The 16,120-nt window shown below is 68.7% G+C and carries 14 protein-coding genes and 2 pseudogenes; 11 read left to right on the top strand and 5 right to left on the bottom strand.

Going from position 1 to position 16,120, the window contains the following annotated elements; genetic code table 11:
* Nucleotides 1-56 precede the first annotated feature (56 nt).
* The 4 genes from ACFWJX_RS23415 (at nucleotide 57) to ACFWJX_RS23400 (ending at nucleotide 3,352) form a co-directional block, all read left to right on the top strand.
* Nucleotides 57-392: an ArsR/SmtB family transcription factor gene (locus ACFWJX_RS23415; protein WP_383246341.1), complete on the top strand. Its 336-nt coding sequence runs from the start codon at nucleotides 57-59 to the stop codon at nucleotides 390-392.
* The gene (locus ACFWJX_RS23410) at nucleotides 392-1,093 is read left to right on the top strand and encodes a cation transporter (protein ID WP_383246338.1); all 702 of its coding nucleotides are present in this window, start codon (nucleotides 392-394) and stop codon (nucleotides 1,091-1,093) included. The genes ACFWJX_RS23415 and ACFWJX_RS23410 overlap by 1 nt, the downstream gene beginning before the upstream one ends.
* A 73-nt stretch (nucleotides 1,094-1,166) precedes the next feature.
* Nucleotides 1,167-1,955 (top strand): sulfite exporter TauE/SafE family protein, encoded by a 789-nt coding sequence (locus tag ACFWJX_RS23405; RefSeq protein ID WP_383246335.1) that lies wholly within the window; start codon nucleotides 1,167-1,169, stop codon nucleotides 1,953-1,955.
* A gap of 563 nt (nucleotides 1,956-2,518) precedes the next feature.
* Nucleotides 2,519-3,352 (top strand): PIG-L family deacetylase, encoded by an 834-nt coding sequence (locus ACFWJX_RS23400; protein ID WP_383246332.1) that lies wholly within the window; start codon nucleotides 2,519-2,521, stop codon nucleotides 3,350-3,352.
* Between the two features lie 691 nt (nucleotides 3,353-4,043).
* Here ACFWJX_RS23400 and ACFWJX_RS23395 read toward each other — a convergent pair.
* Together ACFWJX_RS23395 and ACFWJX_RS23390 are read right to left on the bottom strand one after the other, a co-directional pair.
* Nucleotides 4,044-4,637, bottom strand: a complete 594-nt coding sequence (locus ACFWJX_RS23395; protein WP_383246329.1) for a GNAT family N-acetyltransferase — start codon at nucleotides 4,635-4,637, stop codon at nucleotides 4,044-4,046.
* 489 nt (nucleotides 4,638-5,126) lie between these two features.
* Nucleotides 5,127-6,200, bottom strand: a complete 1,074-nt coding sequence (locus tag ACFWJX_RS23390) for an arabinan endo-1,5-alpha-L-arabinosidase (protein WP_383246326.1) — start codon at nucleotides 6,198-6,200, stop codon at nucleotides 5,127-5,129.
* 535 nt (nucleotides 6,201-6,735) lie between these two features.
* Here ACFWJX_RS23390 and ACFWJX_RS23385 point away from each other — a divergent pair.
* Nucleotides 6,736-7,725, top strand: coding sequence for an ornithine cyclodeaminase family protein (locus ACFWJX_RS23385; protein ID WP_383246323.1), 990 nt, complete (start codon nucleotides 6,736-6,738; stop codon nucleotides 7,723-7,725).
* 300 nt (nucleotides 7,726-8,025) lie between these two features.
* Here ACFWJX_RS23385 and ACFWJX_RS23380 read toward each other — a convergent pair whose 3' ends face one another.
* Nucleotides 8,026-8,475 carry a spore-associated protein gene (locus ACFWJX_RS23380; RefSeq protein ID WP_383246320.1) on the bottom strand — a complete coding sequence of 150 codons (450 nt, stop codon included), beginning with the start codon at nucleotides 8,473-8,475 and terminating at the stop codon, nucleotides 8,026-8,028.
* Between the two features lie 855 nt (nucleotides 8,476-9,330).
* Here ACFWJX_RS23380 and ACFWJX_RS23375 point away from each other — a divergent pair.
* From ACFWJX_RS23375 to ACFWJX_RS23355, 5 genes and pseudogenes are all read left to right on the top strand, one after another.
* A complete protein-coding gene (locus ACFWJX_RS23375; protein ID WP_383246317.1) occupies nucleotides 9,331-9,822 on the top strand; it encodes a sortase in 492 nt (163 codons plus the stop codon).
* 103 nt (nucleotides 9,823-9,925) lie between these two features.
* Nucleotides 9,926-10,600, top strand: a complete 675-nt coding sequence (locus ACFWJX_RS23370) for a class F sortase (protein WP_383246314.1) — start codon at nucleotides 9,926-9,928, stop codon at nucleotides 10,598-10,600.
* 23 nt (nucleotides 10,601-10,623) lie between these two features.
* Nucleotides 10,624-10,979: pseudogene (locus tag ACFWJX_RS23365) on the top strand (transposase family protein); the annotation flags it as partial.
* Between the two features lie 72 nt (nucleotides 10,980-11,051).
* Nucleotides 11,052-12,050, top strand: a complete 999-nt coding sequence (locus ACFWJX_RS23360; protein ID WP_383246413.1) for an RNA polymerase subunit sigma-70 — start codon at nucleotides 11,052-11,054, stop codon at nucleotides 12,048-12,050.
* Nucleotides 12,051-12,395: 345 nt separating this feature from the next.
* Nucleotides 12,396-12,587, top strand: a pseudogene (locus ACFWJX_RS23355) (DUF6069 family protein); the annotation flags it as partial.
* 314 nt (nucleotides 12,588-12,901) lie between these two features.
* On the opposite strand, the gene ACFWJX_RS23350 reads toward ACFWJX_RS23355, so the two are convergent.
* The gene (locus ACFWJX_RS23350; protein ID WP_383246312.1) at nucleotides 12,902-13,777 is read right to left on the bottom strand and encodes an esterase/lipase family protein; all 876 of its coding nucleotides are present in this window, start codon (nucleotides 13,775-13,777) and stop codon (nucleotides 12,902-12,904) included.
* Nucleotides 13,778-14,229: 452 nt separating this feature from the next.
* On the opposite strand from ACFWJX_RS23350, the gene ACFWJX_RS23345 reads away from it, so the two are divergent.
* The gene (locus ACFWJX_RS23345) at nucleotides 14,230-14,790 is read left to right on the top strand and encodes a hypothetical protein (protein WP_383246309.1); all 561 of its coding nucleotides are present in this window, start codon (nucleotides 14,230-14,232) and stop codon (nucleotides 14,788-14,790) included.
* Between the two features lie 91 nt (nucleotides 14,791-14,881).
* Here ACFWJX_RS23345 and ACFWJX_RS23340 read toward each other — a convergent pair whose 3' ends face one another.
* Nucleotides 14,882-15,445 carry a cysteine hydrolase family protein gene (locus ACFWJX_RS23340; protein WP_383246410.1) on the bottom strand — a complete coding sequence of 188 codons (564 nt, stop codon included), beginning with the start codon at nucleotides 15,443-15,445 and terminating at the stop codon, nucleotides 14,882-14,884.
* Nucleotides 15,446-16,120 lie beyond the last annotated feature (675 nt).

Below are 16,120 nucleotides of genomic sequence, written 5' to 3'. Positions count from 1 at the left end.
CCACTCCAACCTAATCCACGTTTCCCTGAATTCAGGATTATCTGTACTCTCATGGTGTGCTGACTGTTGCCTCAGATGTCGACGTGCTGGTCCGTTTCGGCCGCGCGCTCGCCGACCCCATCCGCTGCCGGATCCTGCTCGCCCTGCGCCAGGCCCCTGCCTACCCGGCCGACCTCGCCGACCAGCTCGGCATCTCCCGTACCCGGCTGTCCAACCACCTGGCCTGTCTGCGCGACTGTGGCCTGGTCGTCACCGCGCCCGACGGCCGCCGCACCCGCTACGAACTCGCCGACGAACGTCTCGGCCACGCCCTCGACGACCTGCGCACCGCCGTGGTGGCGGTGGAAGCCGAGAAGACCTGCCCCGACACGGACTCGAAGGGTTGCTGCTGATGACCGCGATATCCCTCGGGCCCTCCCCGGCCCGCCGTGAGGCGCTCGCCCGTCGGATACGGCTGCTGGTCGCCGCGACGATCACCTACAACGTCATCGAGGCCATCGCGGCCCTGACCGCGGGCACGATCGCCTCGTCCACCGCGCTGATCGGCTTCGGCCTGGACTCCGTCATCGAGATTTCCTCCGCCGGCGCGCTCGCCTGGCAGTTCTCCGCCCACGACCACGCCGCGCGGCAGGCGCGCGAGCAGAAGACGCTGCGGATCATCTCGGTCTCGTTCTTCGCGCTCGCCGCGTACGTGACCATCGACGCCGTCCGCGCCCTGGCCGGCACCGGCGAGGCAGACCGCTCCCTGCCGGGCATCGCGCTCGCCGCCCTGTCCCTCGCGGTGATGCCATTTCTGTCCGCTGCCCAACGGCGCACCGGACGGGAACTCGGCTCGGCCTCTGCGGTCGCCGACTCCAAGCAGACCTTGCTGTGCACCTACCTGTCGGCCGTGCTCCTGGCCGGCCTGGTCCTCAACGCCGCCCTTGGCTGGTCTTGGGCCGATCCCGTCGCCGCCCTCGCAATCGCCGTCATCGCCGTCAAGGAAGGCCGCGACGCCTGGCAGGGCAGAGGCTGTTGCGCCCCCACGGCAGCTCCGTCGAGCGACGACGCGGACGCGTGTGACTGCCGGCCCGGCTGCGACTGTTGCTCATGAACATCTCGTTGCGGGCCGCCCCCGTCACCGTCCGAAGCGTTGATACTGACCGGGTGATCGACGAGCGGGGGCGATGGTGGACTGGATTGTGGCGGGAGGGTTCGCTGCCGGTCTGCTGATCGCGACCGTGACCGCCCCTGTCGGCGTGTCCGGCGCTGTGTTCCTCCTCCCGGTCCAACTGACCGTCTTCGGCGTCCCGAACCCGGCGGTCACCCCGACGAACCTGCTGTTCAACGTCGTCGCCGGACCTGGCGCCCTGTGGCGCTACCGCCACGACGGTGCCCTGCGCGGCGACCTCGCCCGCCGCCTGGTGCTGGGCACACTGCCCGGCGTCGTACTCGGCGCCGCGATCCGCGTCTTCGTCCTCCCCGGCCCCGACATCTTCCGGCTCCTGATCGCCGCCCTGCTGCTGCCCCTCGGCCTGTGGTTGAGCCTGCGCGCCCTCACCCCGACACACCACCGGCCGCCGCCCGCAGACGAGTTGCCCCCACGCACACTGACCAGCCTCGCCCTGGCAGTCGGCGTGGTCGGTGGCATCTACGGCATCGGCGGCGGCTCCCTCCTCGGCCCGATCCTCGCCGGACGCGGCCTGCCCGTCGCACGCGTCGCCCCGGCCGCGCTCGCGGCCACGTTCGCCACATCCCTCGTCGGCGCCGCCACCTACGCACTGCTGTCGCTCGTCAGCTCCGCAGACGTCGCCCCCGACTGGTGGCTCGGCCTCGCGTGCGGCACCGGCGGACTGATCGGCGGCTACCTCGGCGCCCGCCTCCAACCCCGCCTGCCCGAACGAGTCCTACGCCTCCTGCTCGGCGCCCTCGCCACAGCCGTCGGTGCCCTGTACACAACCCAGACACTGAGCTGAGCCCAGGCCGGTTGGAGACCCTACGACGGAGGCCCCGTCCGTCGGCGCAGGGAGCCGCCCTCTCGCGTTGCTCAAGCCGATCGAGGTACCGGCTGCGGAAGGTGGGACGGTTTCCGGTCGTATCGACGTACGGCTCGAAGGGCGGGTTGAGTCGGTCCAGGAGGCGCGGTGACCGCGGCGACCTTGCTGTAGACCGGGGTCGAGTGGTCGTCCATGATCTGGCTCGCCCGGTAGACGTCGTAGCGCGCGGCACCCGTGACCGGCTGCAAGGCCACGGCGATAGCCGGCGGGCCGTCCGTGGCGGTGAGCCCGGCGGGTGCCGGCGGGGGGCGGTGTCTTGTCGGTCCTCGTCCGCGTCGAAACGCCGACGCCTGGAAGGCCAAGCGGCCGCGCGGGAACAGCCGGTCCGGCCGGCGCGGTTGCATTGACCGAGGGACCGGCGCCGTACGGGCGGGGAACACGGAGACCACAAGGTCGTCCGCCCCCCAGGATCCGGGCCCCAGGATCGCGGTACGTCCGCCGCGAACTCGGACCAAGACGTATTTCTGCAGGAGGACTGTTTCATGCATGACCGGCCCTTGACGCTCATGGCAGTACACGCCCACCCCGACGACGAGGCCACCGGAACCGGAGGGGTCCTAGCGCGGTACGCGGCGGAAGGCATCCGCACGGTCCTCGTGACGTGTACCGACGGCGGTTGCGGTGACGGACCGGGGGGTACCAAGCCGGGCGATCCCGGGCACGATCCGGCGAGCGTCGCCTTGATGCGCCGTCAAGAACTCGAGGCGAGCTGTGACGTCCTGAAGGTGAGCGATCTGGAGATGCTGGACTATGCCGACTCCGGGATGATGGGCTGGCCGAGCAACGACAGCCCCGGATCCTTCTGGCAGACCCCCGTGCAGGAAGGCGCGGCCCGACTCGCGGAACTTATGCGGCACTACCGACCTGATGTGGTCGTCACCTACGACGAGAACGGCTTCTACGGCCACCCCGACCACATCCAGGCCCACCGCATCACGATGGCGGCGCTGGAGATGACCGCGCTGACACCGAAGGTGTACTGGACCACGATGCCCCGCTCGATGATGCAGCGGTTCGGCGAGATCATGCGCGAGTTCCATGAGGACATGCCGGAGCCGGATCCTGCCGAGGCCACCGCGATGGCCGAGATCGGCCTTCCCGACGATGAGATCACCACGTGGGTGGACACCACCGCGTTCAGCGGTCAGAAGTTCGACGCGTTGGCCGCGCACGCCAGTCAGGGCGAGAACATCTTCTTCCTCAAGATGGGCAAGGAGAGGTTCGGCGAGTTGATGGGCATGGAGACCTTCGTACGTGTCCAGGACGCCACCGGCGCGGCCGTTCCCGAGAACGATCTCTTCGCCGGACTGCGCTGATCCGCCTGTTCGACCGGTCCCGGAAAGCTCGTCGACAGCACGGCCGATCGAGCGGGTCACACATCCGGAGGCCTGTCCACGCCCGCGCGGGCGTGGACAGGTGTCACCGGGACAGCGGGAGCAGGGCCATCCTTGACCGTGCGGGGAGCAGCCCACCGTGACCACCTCGAAACGCGCGGTCGCAGGGACACCCCGCGCCTGCGGGGACGGTGCCCCGAGCATCCGACCCACCCCGCGCATCCTGCTGCTCCCCGCGCCTGCGGTTATGGTCCGGTAGAGGTGTGGACCAAGACCACGGCCACGTCCTGCTCCCCGCGCCCGCGGGCGAGCGGGACCGCGTCCCTACGAGCGGTGCCAGGCGGCCGGGACGGTCGGCGGCAGGGGGATTTCGTCCAGCCGTTGCCACTGCTCCGGCCGGACTCGTCGGCCAGGCGGAAGTTCACGCGTCGCCGGCTTCACCAACCTCATACGGGGCGTCTCCGACAGCCCGCGGCAGAGCGGCTTGGCCATCGCCCGTGAGCCGCGGTTTGGTGAGTCCCTGAATCTCCAGTGCGTCGTTCCGCCGAAGGGGGGCCTGGAGAAATAGACCGCTGTGTGACGGCACCTGCGCCGCACCGGGCTGGTTTCGCCGAACGGTGCGCAGCCGGGGCCCGGACACTCCGCCGCCTCGCCGCTGATCAGCGGCGCCTCTTCATACCTCGGCCCAGGCCCTGGCTCCTACTCCGCTGTCCGGTCGGTGCGGCATGGGGATCTCGAAGTGCACCGTGGCGACACCCGGCCCGTGTTCGCCCGTGGTACGGGCGTCGCACACCTCCTTGGACAGGCTCCGCCAGAAGGCTTCCGAGCCTTCGATGTCGACGTTGGTGTGGAGGTAGATGCGTTCGTAGCCGGGCGTGTTCGCGATGAAGTCGCAGGCCGTGTCGACCAGGGTGCGAGCGAGCCCTCGGCGTCGGTGGCCGGGCTGTACGTATACGCGGACCAACTGGGCGGTGGTTCCCGAAGGGTAGCTTTCGGCGAGCCATCGCGGATGCGGCGGGTGCGCGGGACCCGTCGATCGCACCCCGGTCGTGGCGACCACCTCGCCGTGATGGACGGCGACGAGGAGCAGGTGACGGGGATGCTCGATGTACGTGCCCTCGATGTCCACCGTGTCGCGGTGCCAGTGGGGTACGTACCCGTATCCGAACTCGTTGTAGAGGGTGTCGAGCATGACGCGGCGTGCGCCGTCCGCGTCGGCCGGTGTCGCGGGGCGCACGACGTATCCGCGGGGCAGGTGGTGGCTCAAGGGGGTTCTCCTGATGGGTGCGTGGTCCGGCCCACCATAACAGCTAGGTGAAAACGATTTCCAATAGCGTGCCGACCGCGCGACACGTCAACCCTCACGCCGTCACGCCCAGGCCGTCTGTGTGCCTGCTGGTCGCCATGGCTCCCCGTTCCGCTGTCGCGCCCAGGCTCGGGCCGCAGTCCGTGCCGTGGCGCCAGGCATTGCCCGACCTGCCGCGGACGCCGCCGAGGACAGGTGAGGAGGCGGGATCAGCGTCTGGCGCTGCGGTCGAGCCACTCCGTGGGCAGGCCGCGCTCGCCCACGATCAGTGCGGCGGTCTGCGGGAGGACGGCGCGCAGGGCGACCGCGGCGCCGGCCGGGCCGGGTGCCGCCTGGGCGCTTCAACGCGACCTGTAAGCGGGAAACACGTCAGGGCCGCAGTGCCTGGACCGACGAGCGCGAAGCCCGACTCGATCTCCTCCGTCGGCTGCCGAGTCGGGTCAAGGCCGGTCAGTGGACGTAGGGCCAGCCTGCCGAGTCATAGGCGAGCCAGTTGATGTCCAGCAGCGGTGTTCCGTTGTGGCTGTAGTAGTGGTACGACAGGCTGTCGGTGTCGGTGTCGGTGTCGGTGTCGGTGTCGGTGTCGCTGTCGCTGTCGCTGTCGGTGTCGGTGAACACGTCCTGATGGCCGGGACCGTGGATGCTGCCCTGTCCGGCCAGCACCTCCGTGCCGCCGCCCGAGGACATCGGGATGCCGTTGCGGTCGTAGTACGGGCCGGTGACGTTGGTGGAGCGGCCGGCCATGACCCGGTAGGTGCTCACCGCGCCTCGGCAGCACAGGTCGAACGAGACGTAGAGGTAGTAGTAGGAACCGTGTTTGACGATGGTCGGTGCCTCGATCGCGCCGCCCCCGCGTCCGGCGATGGAGTGCATGGTGGTGCCGGTCCGCTTCCCGGTGGACGGATCGATCTGGATCATCTTGATGCCGGACCAGAAGGAGCCGAACGACAGCCACCAGCGGCCCTGGTCGTGCACGACGAGGTTGGGGTCGATGGCGTTGTGGTTGTCCGACTGCCGTGACTCGATCACCAGGCCGTGGTTGGTCCAGGTGCCGGAGTCACCGCTGGTGCTGGTGGCCAGGAAGATTCCCGACCGGTTGGAGCCGAAGGTGGAGGCCGAGTAGTACATGTAGTAGTGGCCGTTCTGGTACGACAGGTCCGGCGCCCAGAGGCTGCGTCCGCCGGCGGTGTAGGTGGTGGTCCAGGGCGCTCCGCCGGGGAAAGCGACTTCGGCGTTGCGGAAGGTGGTCCGGTCGGTCGAAGTCTTCAGCATGATGTCGTCGCCGGTGTGTGCGACCAGGTAACTCCCGTCCGGCCGTTTGACGAAGCTGGGGTCGTGCACCCCGATGTCCCCGGTGACGTATCCGGGAGAGGGATAGGCCGCGGCAGCCCGGACGTCGGCGGCGGCTTGTTGCCCGGTGGTGCCGATGAGGGATGTCAGGGCCAGTGCTCCCGCGGTCGCCAGGCTGCCCAGGAGCCGGCGTCGGGTCGGTTGTGCGGACCGGTTCTTGGATCGCTCTTTCACGGGTGTGTCTCCTTCTTCCGCCGTGGGGGACGGACGGACATCGTGTGAGCTGTTCGGGTGTCGGCGCCGGTTGTTGCAGGGCCATTGGTTGCGCTGAAGCGCGGCAGTGGACCTGCAACGGCAACAACGCTCAGCAGTGGAGCGTCGCCTGAAATGCCGGCGTCAGGAATGGTTTCGCGAGCGCCGGGCCTGCTCGAAGTCCTGCACGAGGGCGGTCCGGAGTAGGTGGTCTTGGGCGGCGCCTGCGCCGAGTTCGTCGCTCACGGCACGATCGTCAAGTCTGCAGCGGCGTCAGAGTCGAGCTCGGATGGTGATCAGCCGTGTGAACCCGATCGCTGCCTGTGCGCCGACAGCTCGGTCCTCCTCAGTGGACCGCTCCGGGGCTGATGGAGACTCCATCAGCCCCGGAGCGATTGCGGAACACGCTGAGAAAGGGCTGTGTGTCACCGCGGGAGCAACAAGGGCTGCGGTTGGCCCTTGTCGCTGTGCGGATGCGGTCGCTTGCCGGATGATGGGCATGAGGAGGTTGAGGCGCATGCTGTTTCTGGGTCGTTCGCAGGTCGAGGCCCTGCTCGACGTGGACGCGCTGATCGATGCCCTTGCCTCGGCGATGGCAGACCTCAGTGCGGGCCGCGCCTCGGTACCTGACCGCGTCGCCGCCCTGGTGCCCGAACGGGATGGATTCCTGGCGGCCATGCCGGGCTTCCTGCCGTCGGCCGGGGTCCTCATGACCAAACTGGTGTCACTCTTCCCGCGCAACGAGGGGACACGGCTGCCCACACACCAGGCGCTGATCGTGGCGTTCGATCCGGACACCGGTGAGCCCGTAGCGCTGCTGGACGGTACGGCCATCACCGCAGCGCGGACCGGCGCCTGCTCCGCGCTGTCGGCGCGGCTGCTGTCCCGCGAGGACGCGACCGTGCTGGCAGTGCTGGGCACCGGCGTGCAGGCCCGGTCCCACGCCCGCGCGATCTGTCGGGTCCGCCCGATCAGGCAGATCCGTGTCGCCGGCCGGGAGCCGGCGAAGGCCGCCGCCCTGGCCGAGGAACTCTCCGCCGTACTGGAGGGCGACGTCCAGGCCGTGTCCAGCTACGCCGAGGCACTCGACGGCGCGGACATCGCCGCCGCGACGACGCACGCCCTCGAACCCGTGATCCGCCGTTGCTGGCTGACACCCGGGGTGCACATCACGTCCGTGGGATACAACCCGGCCGGCCGCGAGATCGACGACGCCACGGTCACCGAGGCACTGGTGTGCGTCGAATCGCGCCAGGCCGTGCTTGCCCCGCTCCCCGCGGGCAGCAACGACCTGCTCATGCCGATCCGCGCCGGCCTCATCACAGCCGATCACGTGCACGCCGAACTGGGCGAACTCATTGCCGGCAGCAGACCCGGGCGCACCACACGAGACCAGATCACCCTCTACAAGTCCGTCGGCGTGGCAGCGCAGGACGCCGCGGCCACGGCCCTGGTCGTCGCCACCGCCCGCGCGCAGTCGATCGGCGAGGAGATCACCCTGCGGTGATGCCGCTGGATAAGGGCTTTCCGCTCGAGCCGGTCCTGACCGCCTGGCGGGCAGAAAGGCCGCGGCCGGGGACCGGACACGGCCGGCCGCCCAACCACGGCCGGCGGAACCTGCGTGGTTGCCCTGGCGGAGCCGGGTGGGTTCCGCCAGGGCGGGCCGGACTGTTACGGCCCTTTGCGTGTCCTGTACCACGGCGCCTTCCGGTCGGCCCCGGCATTGTCCGGCCTGACGGTCGGCGGGCGTTGCGGTCGGCAGTCGCAATACGCGGCTGGCCGTTCGCCAGGTGTGGTGGCGGGTCGATCAGCGGGCGTAGGTGGTCCGGTGTTCTTTGAGCGAGGCGCAGTTGGAGCCGGTCACCTGCACATGGGTGTTGGCGATCCCGCCGCCCCAGTCGACGCAGTAGCCTTTGCCGATGACGTACGAGGGTCCTGCGTACGAGGTGTAGCGCCCGTAGTCACTGTCGCCTTCGTTGGTGTCGGGAACATAGATCCAGGCGGACATGTCCATGGCGGTGCCGGGGTTGTTGCGGATGGTGACGACGCAGTTGTTGCCGTTGGTGGCGTTGTAGGCGAGGTAGACGGTGCCCAGCGAGCCGATGGCAGCGGAGTTCACGGTCTTGTAGCCACTTCCGCAGACTTTCTGTGGGGTGGTGTTGGGTGCCGCTGAGGCGGGAGCCGCCAGGGCGGTGGTGGCCCCTACCGACAGGGCGGCCAGTGCGGCGGCGCCCAGCATGGAGTGGATGAAGCGCATATTTCCCCCTTGTGTGTTTAGGAGTTGGTTGCTCCTGCCTTATGTGACGGGCGGGGCCTTGGGATGGTTGTGCCGGAGTTAGCGGCATTTTCGGTCATAACTGGCGCCGGATTTGGCCGAGTTGGGACGCAACCGGAGAGGCGTGAGCGGTGCGTGCCAGGTGCGGGCTGCGTGGGCTCACCGTTTCCTGGCGACGCGGTGAGCGGTGTGACGGCGTCGATGCACCGGGCAGGAACTGCTGCAGGCGGGTTGAGGAACGGGGCGGGTCAGGACACGTTGTCTCGGGCGGCTCGTTGCCGGTCGCTCTGGCGTTCGTCCTCAGTGCGGCTCGTCGATCAGACCCAACGCGGCCGCCTCGGCGGCGATAGTCGCGCTGTCCGAGGTGGGAGAGCTGTTGCACCTGCGGGGCTGCGGATGGCATTCACGGTCGCTGAAAGGGCTCTGGACCCCGCAGATCAAAACTCTGGACGATCGGTACAGGGACGTGACCGTCGACGACGACGGCCAAGCACTTGACCAGTTCCACAGGCTGCCCGGCTCCGACCTGGGGTGGTGGCGCCCCCCCCCCGCATTCTCACCGGCGACCTCGGGCGATCGCTTCGCTCGGCCGGTGCCGTCGACGCCGGCCCGGACACAGCATGACCCTCAGCTTCGTGGATTACGGGACAACTCAGCCCTGACTTCGCTCCAGGTGGCTACAGAAGTGCTCGTGGTGAGGTGATCGCTACGCCTGCCGAGTGAAATATGTGTCCAGCTGCCGCGTTGCGGAGGTGGCGGTGCGTGAATCATTTCATCAGTGGAATGGAATAGAGGTGCCGTACAGAAATACCGGACGCAGTATTACTGGAGGACTCCGTGGGCTACACACATGTTGGCGTCGGTATCGGACTGCTGGTCGGTGGCCTGGCGCTGCAAATTCCGGCCGCTGCCGCAGCCGGTGACTCAAGTCTCGACATCCGGGCGAGGGCGGGCTCTCCCGGCTCCACGGTCACCGTCAGTACCGCCGCGTGCGGCGAGAGCGTGACCTACGGCAAGGGCGAGTCCGAGGTGGCAGGGGCATTCCACCTCTTCGAAGGCGAGAGGAAGGGCGTACTCACTGGCCATTTCACGGTGCCGGCAGGAACCGAGGCCACCACCGACACCGTCACCGTGAAATGCCCACCGCGGGTCAAGCTCACGGATTCGTACTCGCTTACGGCGCGCCAGCCCAATGGTGCCGTCGAGGCCGGCTTCGGGGACACCGACAGCACAGCTCCGCACCTCGCCGTGGGCGGGGTGCTGATCGCCGCAGGTGCTGCCGGTTGGCTGGTGCGGGTACGCAACCGCTCGCACGCGCAACGCACCTGACCGCTCGTGTGTCGTCGCACCGGTTCCTGGTAGCCCCCTCACAAGGAGCTGCCAGGACATGGCTTTTCGTCTCTCCCGGTTATGAGCAAGAGGCTCGAACACGATGGCTCCCGGGCAACAAGACCGCGTTTCCGCGCCCCCGTACATCCCTTCGGTGAAACTTCTCACCTGGACACTGGTGGCAGGCACTCTGCTGGTGGCCGGTGCGCTGCACGACGGGCAGCCACCGCAGCCTTCAGCGGGCCAGGCCTTCTCCACCCCGGCAGCTCCGACCGTCGGCCACACTGCCCGAGCAGCAGGCTCCGCCGTTCAGCCGCTGCGGCCCTCACCACCACTGCGGCTGCGTATTCCCGCCATCGGTGTGGACGCATCGGTGAGCAAGCTGGACCTCGACGCGGCGGGGGCACTACAGCCCCCACCAGCCGACACCCCCAGCGTCGCCGGCTGGTATGGCGGGGGCACGTCCCCCGGATCCGTCGGGACAGCCGTCACCACGGGACACGTGGATCTGCCCACCGGCGACCCCGGGGTCTTCTACAGCCTCGGCTCTGTCACCAAAGGCGACACGGTCGAGATCGACCGGGCGGACCGGCGGACAGCCGTTTTCACCGTCGACGCCGTCGAGGTCTACGACAAGGAACGTTTTCCCGACGACAAGGTCTACGGCGGTTCCGACCGGGCCGAACTACGCGTGATCACCTGCGGCGGCGGCTACACCAAGAACGACGGATACCAGGGCAATGTCGTCGTCTACGCCACACTCACCGCGGTGAGATAGACACGCGCTGACAACACCTCTCGTTGCTGACTCACCCCGCCTCGATCCCGCTGTCCACCCGATCGCTGAACCACCTCGCCGACCTAATCCGCACCCACCGCCACCAGCGAGGATCCCGCTGGCGGCGAATCGGCCCGGCCGGCAGGCCCTGATCGTCCTGACCCACCTGCGCAACGGCGACACGCTCACCCGCCTGGCCGCCGGATTCCGGATCGGCGTTGCCACCGCCTGGCGCCATATCCGCGAGGCGGTCACCTTGCTCGATATCCGCCGGGCGATCACCTTGCCCGCCGCGACCGCCAACGACCTGCACCAGGCGATGACCAGGATCCAGCTGCTGGACTACGTCATCCTCGACGCCACGCTGAACCCGACCGACCTCAGTGATGAGTTTTCGCGTCCGCACCCGTCACACCTACGACGGGACACGACGAGGCGGAAGGATGACGTGATGAGTGCGGACACGCGGCTGGAGGAGCTGGGCGTGAGCGGGCTGGGCCAGGTCGACGAGCCGGCGTTCTCGAGGCTGGCGGAGCGGCACCGGCGGGAGCTGCACGTGCACTGTTACCGGATGCTCGGGTCGTTCGAGGACGCCGAGGACACCGTGCAGGAAACGTTCCTCCGTGCCTGGCGGCGGCGCGAGACCTTCGAGGGGCGGTCGACGTTCCGGGCCTGGCTGTACCGGATCGCCACCAACGCCTGCCTGGACCTGCTCGCCAAGTGCCGCCCGGAGCCTGCGACCGGCGGCGAGGTGCTGTGGCTGCAGCCCTACCCGGACCGGCTGCTCGACGAGATGCCCGCGGGCGACGCGGACGAGCCGGAGACCGTCGCCGTCGCGCGGGAGACGATCGAGCTGGCGTACCTCGTCGCAGTCCAGCACCTCGCGCCCCGCCCGCGGGCCGTGCTGATCCTGCGGGACGTGCTCGGCTGGCCGGCGAAGGACGTCGCGGAGGTGCTCGGGGACTCCGTCAATTCCGTGAACAGCGCGCTGCAGCGGGCCCGCGCCGGCATGCGGGAGCACCTCCCCGCCGAACGGCAGGACTGGACCGGCGGCGAACAGGACGCCGGGACGCGCGAGCTGGTGCGCCGCTACACCGACGCCAGCGTGGCCACGGACGTCGACGGGCTCGCCGCACTGCTGCGGGACGACGTCCGCTGCTCGATGCCGCCCACGCCGGGCCTGTACGTCGGCCGCGACGCGGTGGTGAACGACTGGGTCGAGAGCGGCTTCGAGGGCATGAAGGGCCTGCGCGCCGTCCTCACCTCCGTCAACCGGCAGCCCGCCGTCGCCTTCTACCTCTGGCGGAAGCGGGAGGGCGCGTACCTGCCGCTGACGATCGACGTCCTGCGCGTCACCGGCGGGGTGATCACGGAGATCGTCACGTTCCACGACGACCAGTTCCTGCGGCTCGGCCTACCGGAGCGCCTGCCGGCGGACGGCACGGAGTAGTCCGGGTGTGGCCGCTCACGCTGCGCGGTGGCGCGCGTGTCGCGGTGGTCGCGGCGGAGTGGTGCGACGCGTCCGGCGTCGTCACCCGCGGGCGGGTGCCGCTGGAGCTGCACGACGGCGAACCCGGCCCGGTGGGGTTTCACAGGCATCTGGCGCACTGGGTAACGTGAGGCTTGTCGTCACCCTCGCAGCGGTGGTGGCCACCACCCTCGCCGCGGCGCTCGCCCCAGGCCATCGGCGTCGACTACGAGGTCCCCGATGGTCGCGAGACGATCCCGTCGTCCGGGTTCGCCGTGGTGACCGGCTTCTCCTCGGTCGTGGGCATCGTCATTTGCCGTCGATCTTCTTCGTTGGAGCGCTCGCCCCGCCGAGCGATTCGTGTGGACGGCGGTGTCGCTGACCGCGATCTGGTTGGTACCGCCCCTCCTCTCCGGGGCAAACACCGCTACCACCACCGCCCTTCTCGGGCTACACCTCCTCACTGCGACGGTGATGATCCCCGCCCTGGCTCGGAGCCTCCGCACCCGGACCGATTGACGCTCCCGCAACGGGACAATGCGCGGCGCGAGGGCATGTGCGGCGCACTGACGTGGTCCCCGGTGCTGCCGCCCTCCATTCCGGCATGAAGACCGAACGCCACCCGCTTCTGCCGGGGCGCACCAGGTACCCCGGTTGCGTTCACCCCGACCGACCTGCGGGTAGCCCTGGTCTCCGCTTGGTCGCGAAGGGTGCCAGGGCGCTGGGCCGGGTTGTGGAGGGAACGCAAGAGGGGCGGTCGCCATCAGCACGACAACCGCCCCTCGTCTACTGCGTGTTGCCGTCGGCTTCCTGACGCTCGTCGGCTGCGGGGCTCAGGCCGTGGACGGGCGGTACATCGCTATGCGTGCCATCTCCACAGGAGCGGCGTACCGGTTCCAACTGGTCCATGTGGAGTTGTTCTTGATCCGGGAGTTGTACGTTCCGTTGGTGAGTTTGGGGAAGCTCACGTGACCAACCCGGTCGTCGTTGTACTGAATCTCATGCTCCGCGGTGCCTGCGATACCGGAGGACTCCGACACGTAGCCGTCGTGGTAGGCCGACATGGTGGTCCAGTCAGTACCCATCCCGGAGTTGGGCATGGTGCTGGGGAGCGAATCGAGGAACGCGCTTCCCGGCCGCATGTCCTTGCACTGCTGCCACCAGAGCCTGCAGAAGGCGTCGTTGGTGCTGCCGCCGTGCGGGGTGGCGAGCGTCGCGACGTCCTCGATGTAGAGGTACGGCGGGAAGCCCGAGGTGCCCTTCAGGGTGTGGTACAGCGCGGCACGGACGACGAGACCACCCATGGAGTGGGCGACGACGTCGATCTTCTTGCTCCCCTTCGAGGACCTTGAGAAGTTGTTGTAGACGTAGTTGGCGAATGCCTTGGCCACCGTCTTGATCGGCGTGTCCCTGTCGCCGCCGTACTCGTGGCTGCAGTTCGTGTTGCCCGCGTAGTAGCCGAAGGTCAGAAGGTTTCCGCGCCACCCCTTGTCTTTGAAGTGGTTACGGGCGGCGGACCAGGAAGCGGCGCAGTCGTGTCCACTCTTGACCGGATTGCCCTGGATCCCGTGCACGAAGATCACCGGATTGGTGTTCGTGGTCGACCGGGACGGCGCCGCGCTGGCCGGCGTGGCCGTCGTGAGAGTCGTGAGTACGGCCGCCAGCAGCACGGAGAGGAAAAGGGAGATTCTTCTCTGCGTTTTGGACATGAATGCCCCCCGTATGTGAGTTGGATTCTTGTGCCGGATGCGCATCTTTCCGACACTCTGAACCGGAATTAATGCCCGATGCGGAATCGCACTTCCCGGTCCGCCCCGAAGATTACGGGCCGGACCGGCGAAAAACACGTCACGCGAACACGTGACAGCGCGGGCGTCGTGTTCGCTGCCCGCGTGGCAGGATCGGCCGCGTACCGCACCTGACCCCCTGTCGGTCGCGGTCGCGGTCGTCTGGATTGGGGCGTGGGTCTCAACTGTGTGCGGGGGGCATCACTGTGGGAAATACGGCGGAATCCCCTGTCCTTCTCGGCGGAATTGGGAATTCCTTTCGCGGGAGCAGCGTATTGACGCAAGGACCCGCCCAACTCCAACTTCGTCGCAGGTCCGCGCGCCTGGCTGCTGTGCTGAGAGCAACCAGTGCCGTCGGAGCAGCCCTCGTCGCCGTGGTCGGTTTCGCACCGCCCGCCCGCGCGCTCTGGGTGGGCGTCGCGGTCGTCGGGCTGCTGCTGTGGAGCGGCCTGTTCACCGTTCTGACGCTCAGGCCAGAACCTCGTCCCTGGCTCTACGCCGGTGATGTTGCCGTCGTTCTCGTGCTCTGCCTGGCGCAGGGCAACCTGGTCCCGGCCGAGGTCCTGGGAGCGAGTGCGGGCTCCGGATGGATCGACGTTGTCGCCGGAACCGGTGTCTTCATCGCACAATTCATGCTGCGTCAGCCCCTGGCGATGGCTGCGGCGATCGCCATCGCGGCGGCCCATGCGGTGGGCGCCGGCTTACGAGAGGCTTCCGTCGTCCTGGTGCTCCAGGGGCTGCTCGCCGCCGCTGTCATGATCCTGCTGCGACGAGGAGCGCGTAGGGCGGACTTCGCACTGTCCGAGGAGGCGTCGGCGCGCGCGTCGTGCGGGCCCGGTCCGCCGCCCGCACCGACGAACTGCCCAGCAGCGGCTGTTGCACGACACCTTGCTCGCCACGCTCACCATGGTGGGCACCGGCAGCATCACCCGTGACTCTGCCGCGCTGCCGGAACGGGCCGCGGCCGACCTGGCCGTCATTGAAGACCTGCGGGCCCCCGCACGCGAGGGTGTGGTCGGACTCCCGCTACTGCGGTGCGACGGCTTTGATCCAGTCCTCGACGGCCAGGACATCCGCCCACTGCGGGAACAGCTTTTCGGTGAGCATCTGGTGTACCTCCGCGTCGGTGTCGAGGCAGGCATCCGCCAGGACGGTGAGGCCGAAGTCCAGGTCGATGGCGCGCCACAGGGTGGACAGGACGACAGCACTGGTGGCGATGCCGGTGAGGACGAGGCTGTCGATATCGCGGGCCCTGAGCACCAGGTCGAGGTCGCTGCCCGAGAACGCGCTTCCCCGCCTCTTGGTGACCACGACGTCACCTGGCTGGGGCGCGACGTCGGGATGGATATCGGTGCCAGGGGCGCCCTCGGTGAACAGGCCGGCCCGCACGGCGTTTGTGATCACCTTGTTGCGAGGGCTGACTTGTGGATCGCCCGGCCGTAAGACCATCACCACGTAGATCACGGGGATGCCGGCAACCCGGGCACCGTCGATCGCCCCGCGCAAGCGCGGCAGATATCCGGACCCGTCGTCGGCGATGGCCACGACGTCCCGTTGGACGTCCATCACCAGAAGTGCGCTGTTCGGCATGCTTGCCGTCCCTTCTCCGTTGGGAAACCAGAGCAAGTCTGGTGGATCAGCCAAGCCTCGGTGGAGGTTTCGGAGATCCTCATCAGCGTCGAGTCGCCGTGCGCCCATGACCGGTGTCAGTTCGCATCGACATCTTCGTGTCCTGTGATCGCCAAGTGCTGTCCGCACTCGGTGAAAGCGGTGGCCGCGGCCGTTCCGGCAGCAAAGCACTTCCGGGTGCCGAGACCGGTGCCGCAGATTGGCGCGGGCGCAGGCCGGGCTACGGGCGTCGTGTCCTTCCGCCGCAGCCACCGCCATGCCAGCTGGGCGTCCTGGCCGCAGAGCTGCCCCGTGCCGAGACCGCTGTCGCCACTGCCGGGCAGGAGCTCCGGGCCCGCTCCCCGCCGCGCTGCCCACGCGGCCGCCGATGGAGTCCCTCCACGACGTCGCCTCCGGTGTCCAGCTCGCTGCCCGTGGGCAGCCACCGCCCCGCCCCTCAGCTCGTCGTCCCGGTGAGCGGCCAGGGACGGCCGGCGTTGTGCCGTCCGTCGCCTCACCTCGACCGCCCGGCGCCTCTGCCGACCGACATCGCACAGCGCCGCCTGCCGTGTCGCGGACAGGCCAGCTGGCTGCCCGACCAGGTGGGCCGCAAGGTGGTCCGCAACCAAGGGTTCGCACACGCAACAGGTTTTGGAG

The organism is Streptomyces sp. NPDC058335, from assembly GCF_042723915.1.
In the GTDB taxonomy this organism is placed as follows: domain Bacteria; phylum Actinomycetota; class Actinomycetes; order Streptomycetales; family Streptomycetaceae; genus Streptomyces.
This window is presented reverse-complemented; position numbering and strand designations above follow the sequence as displayed.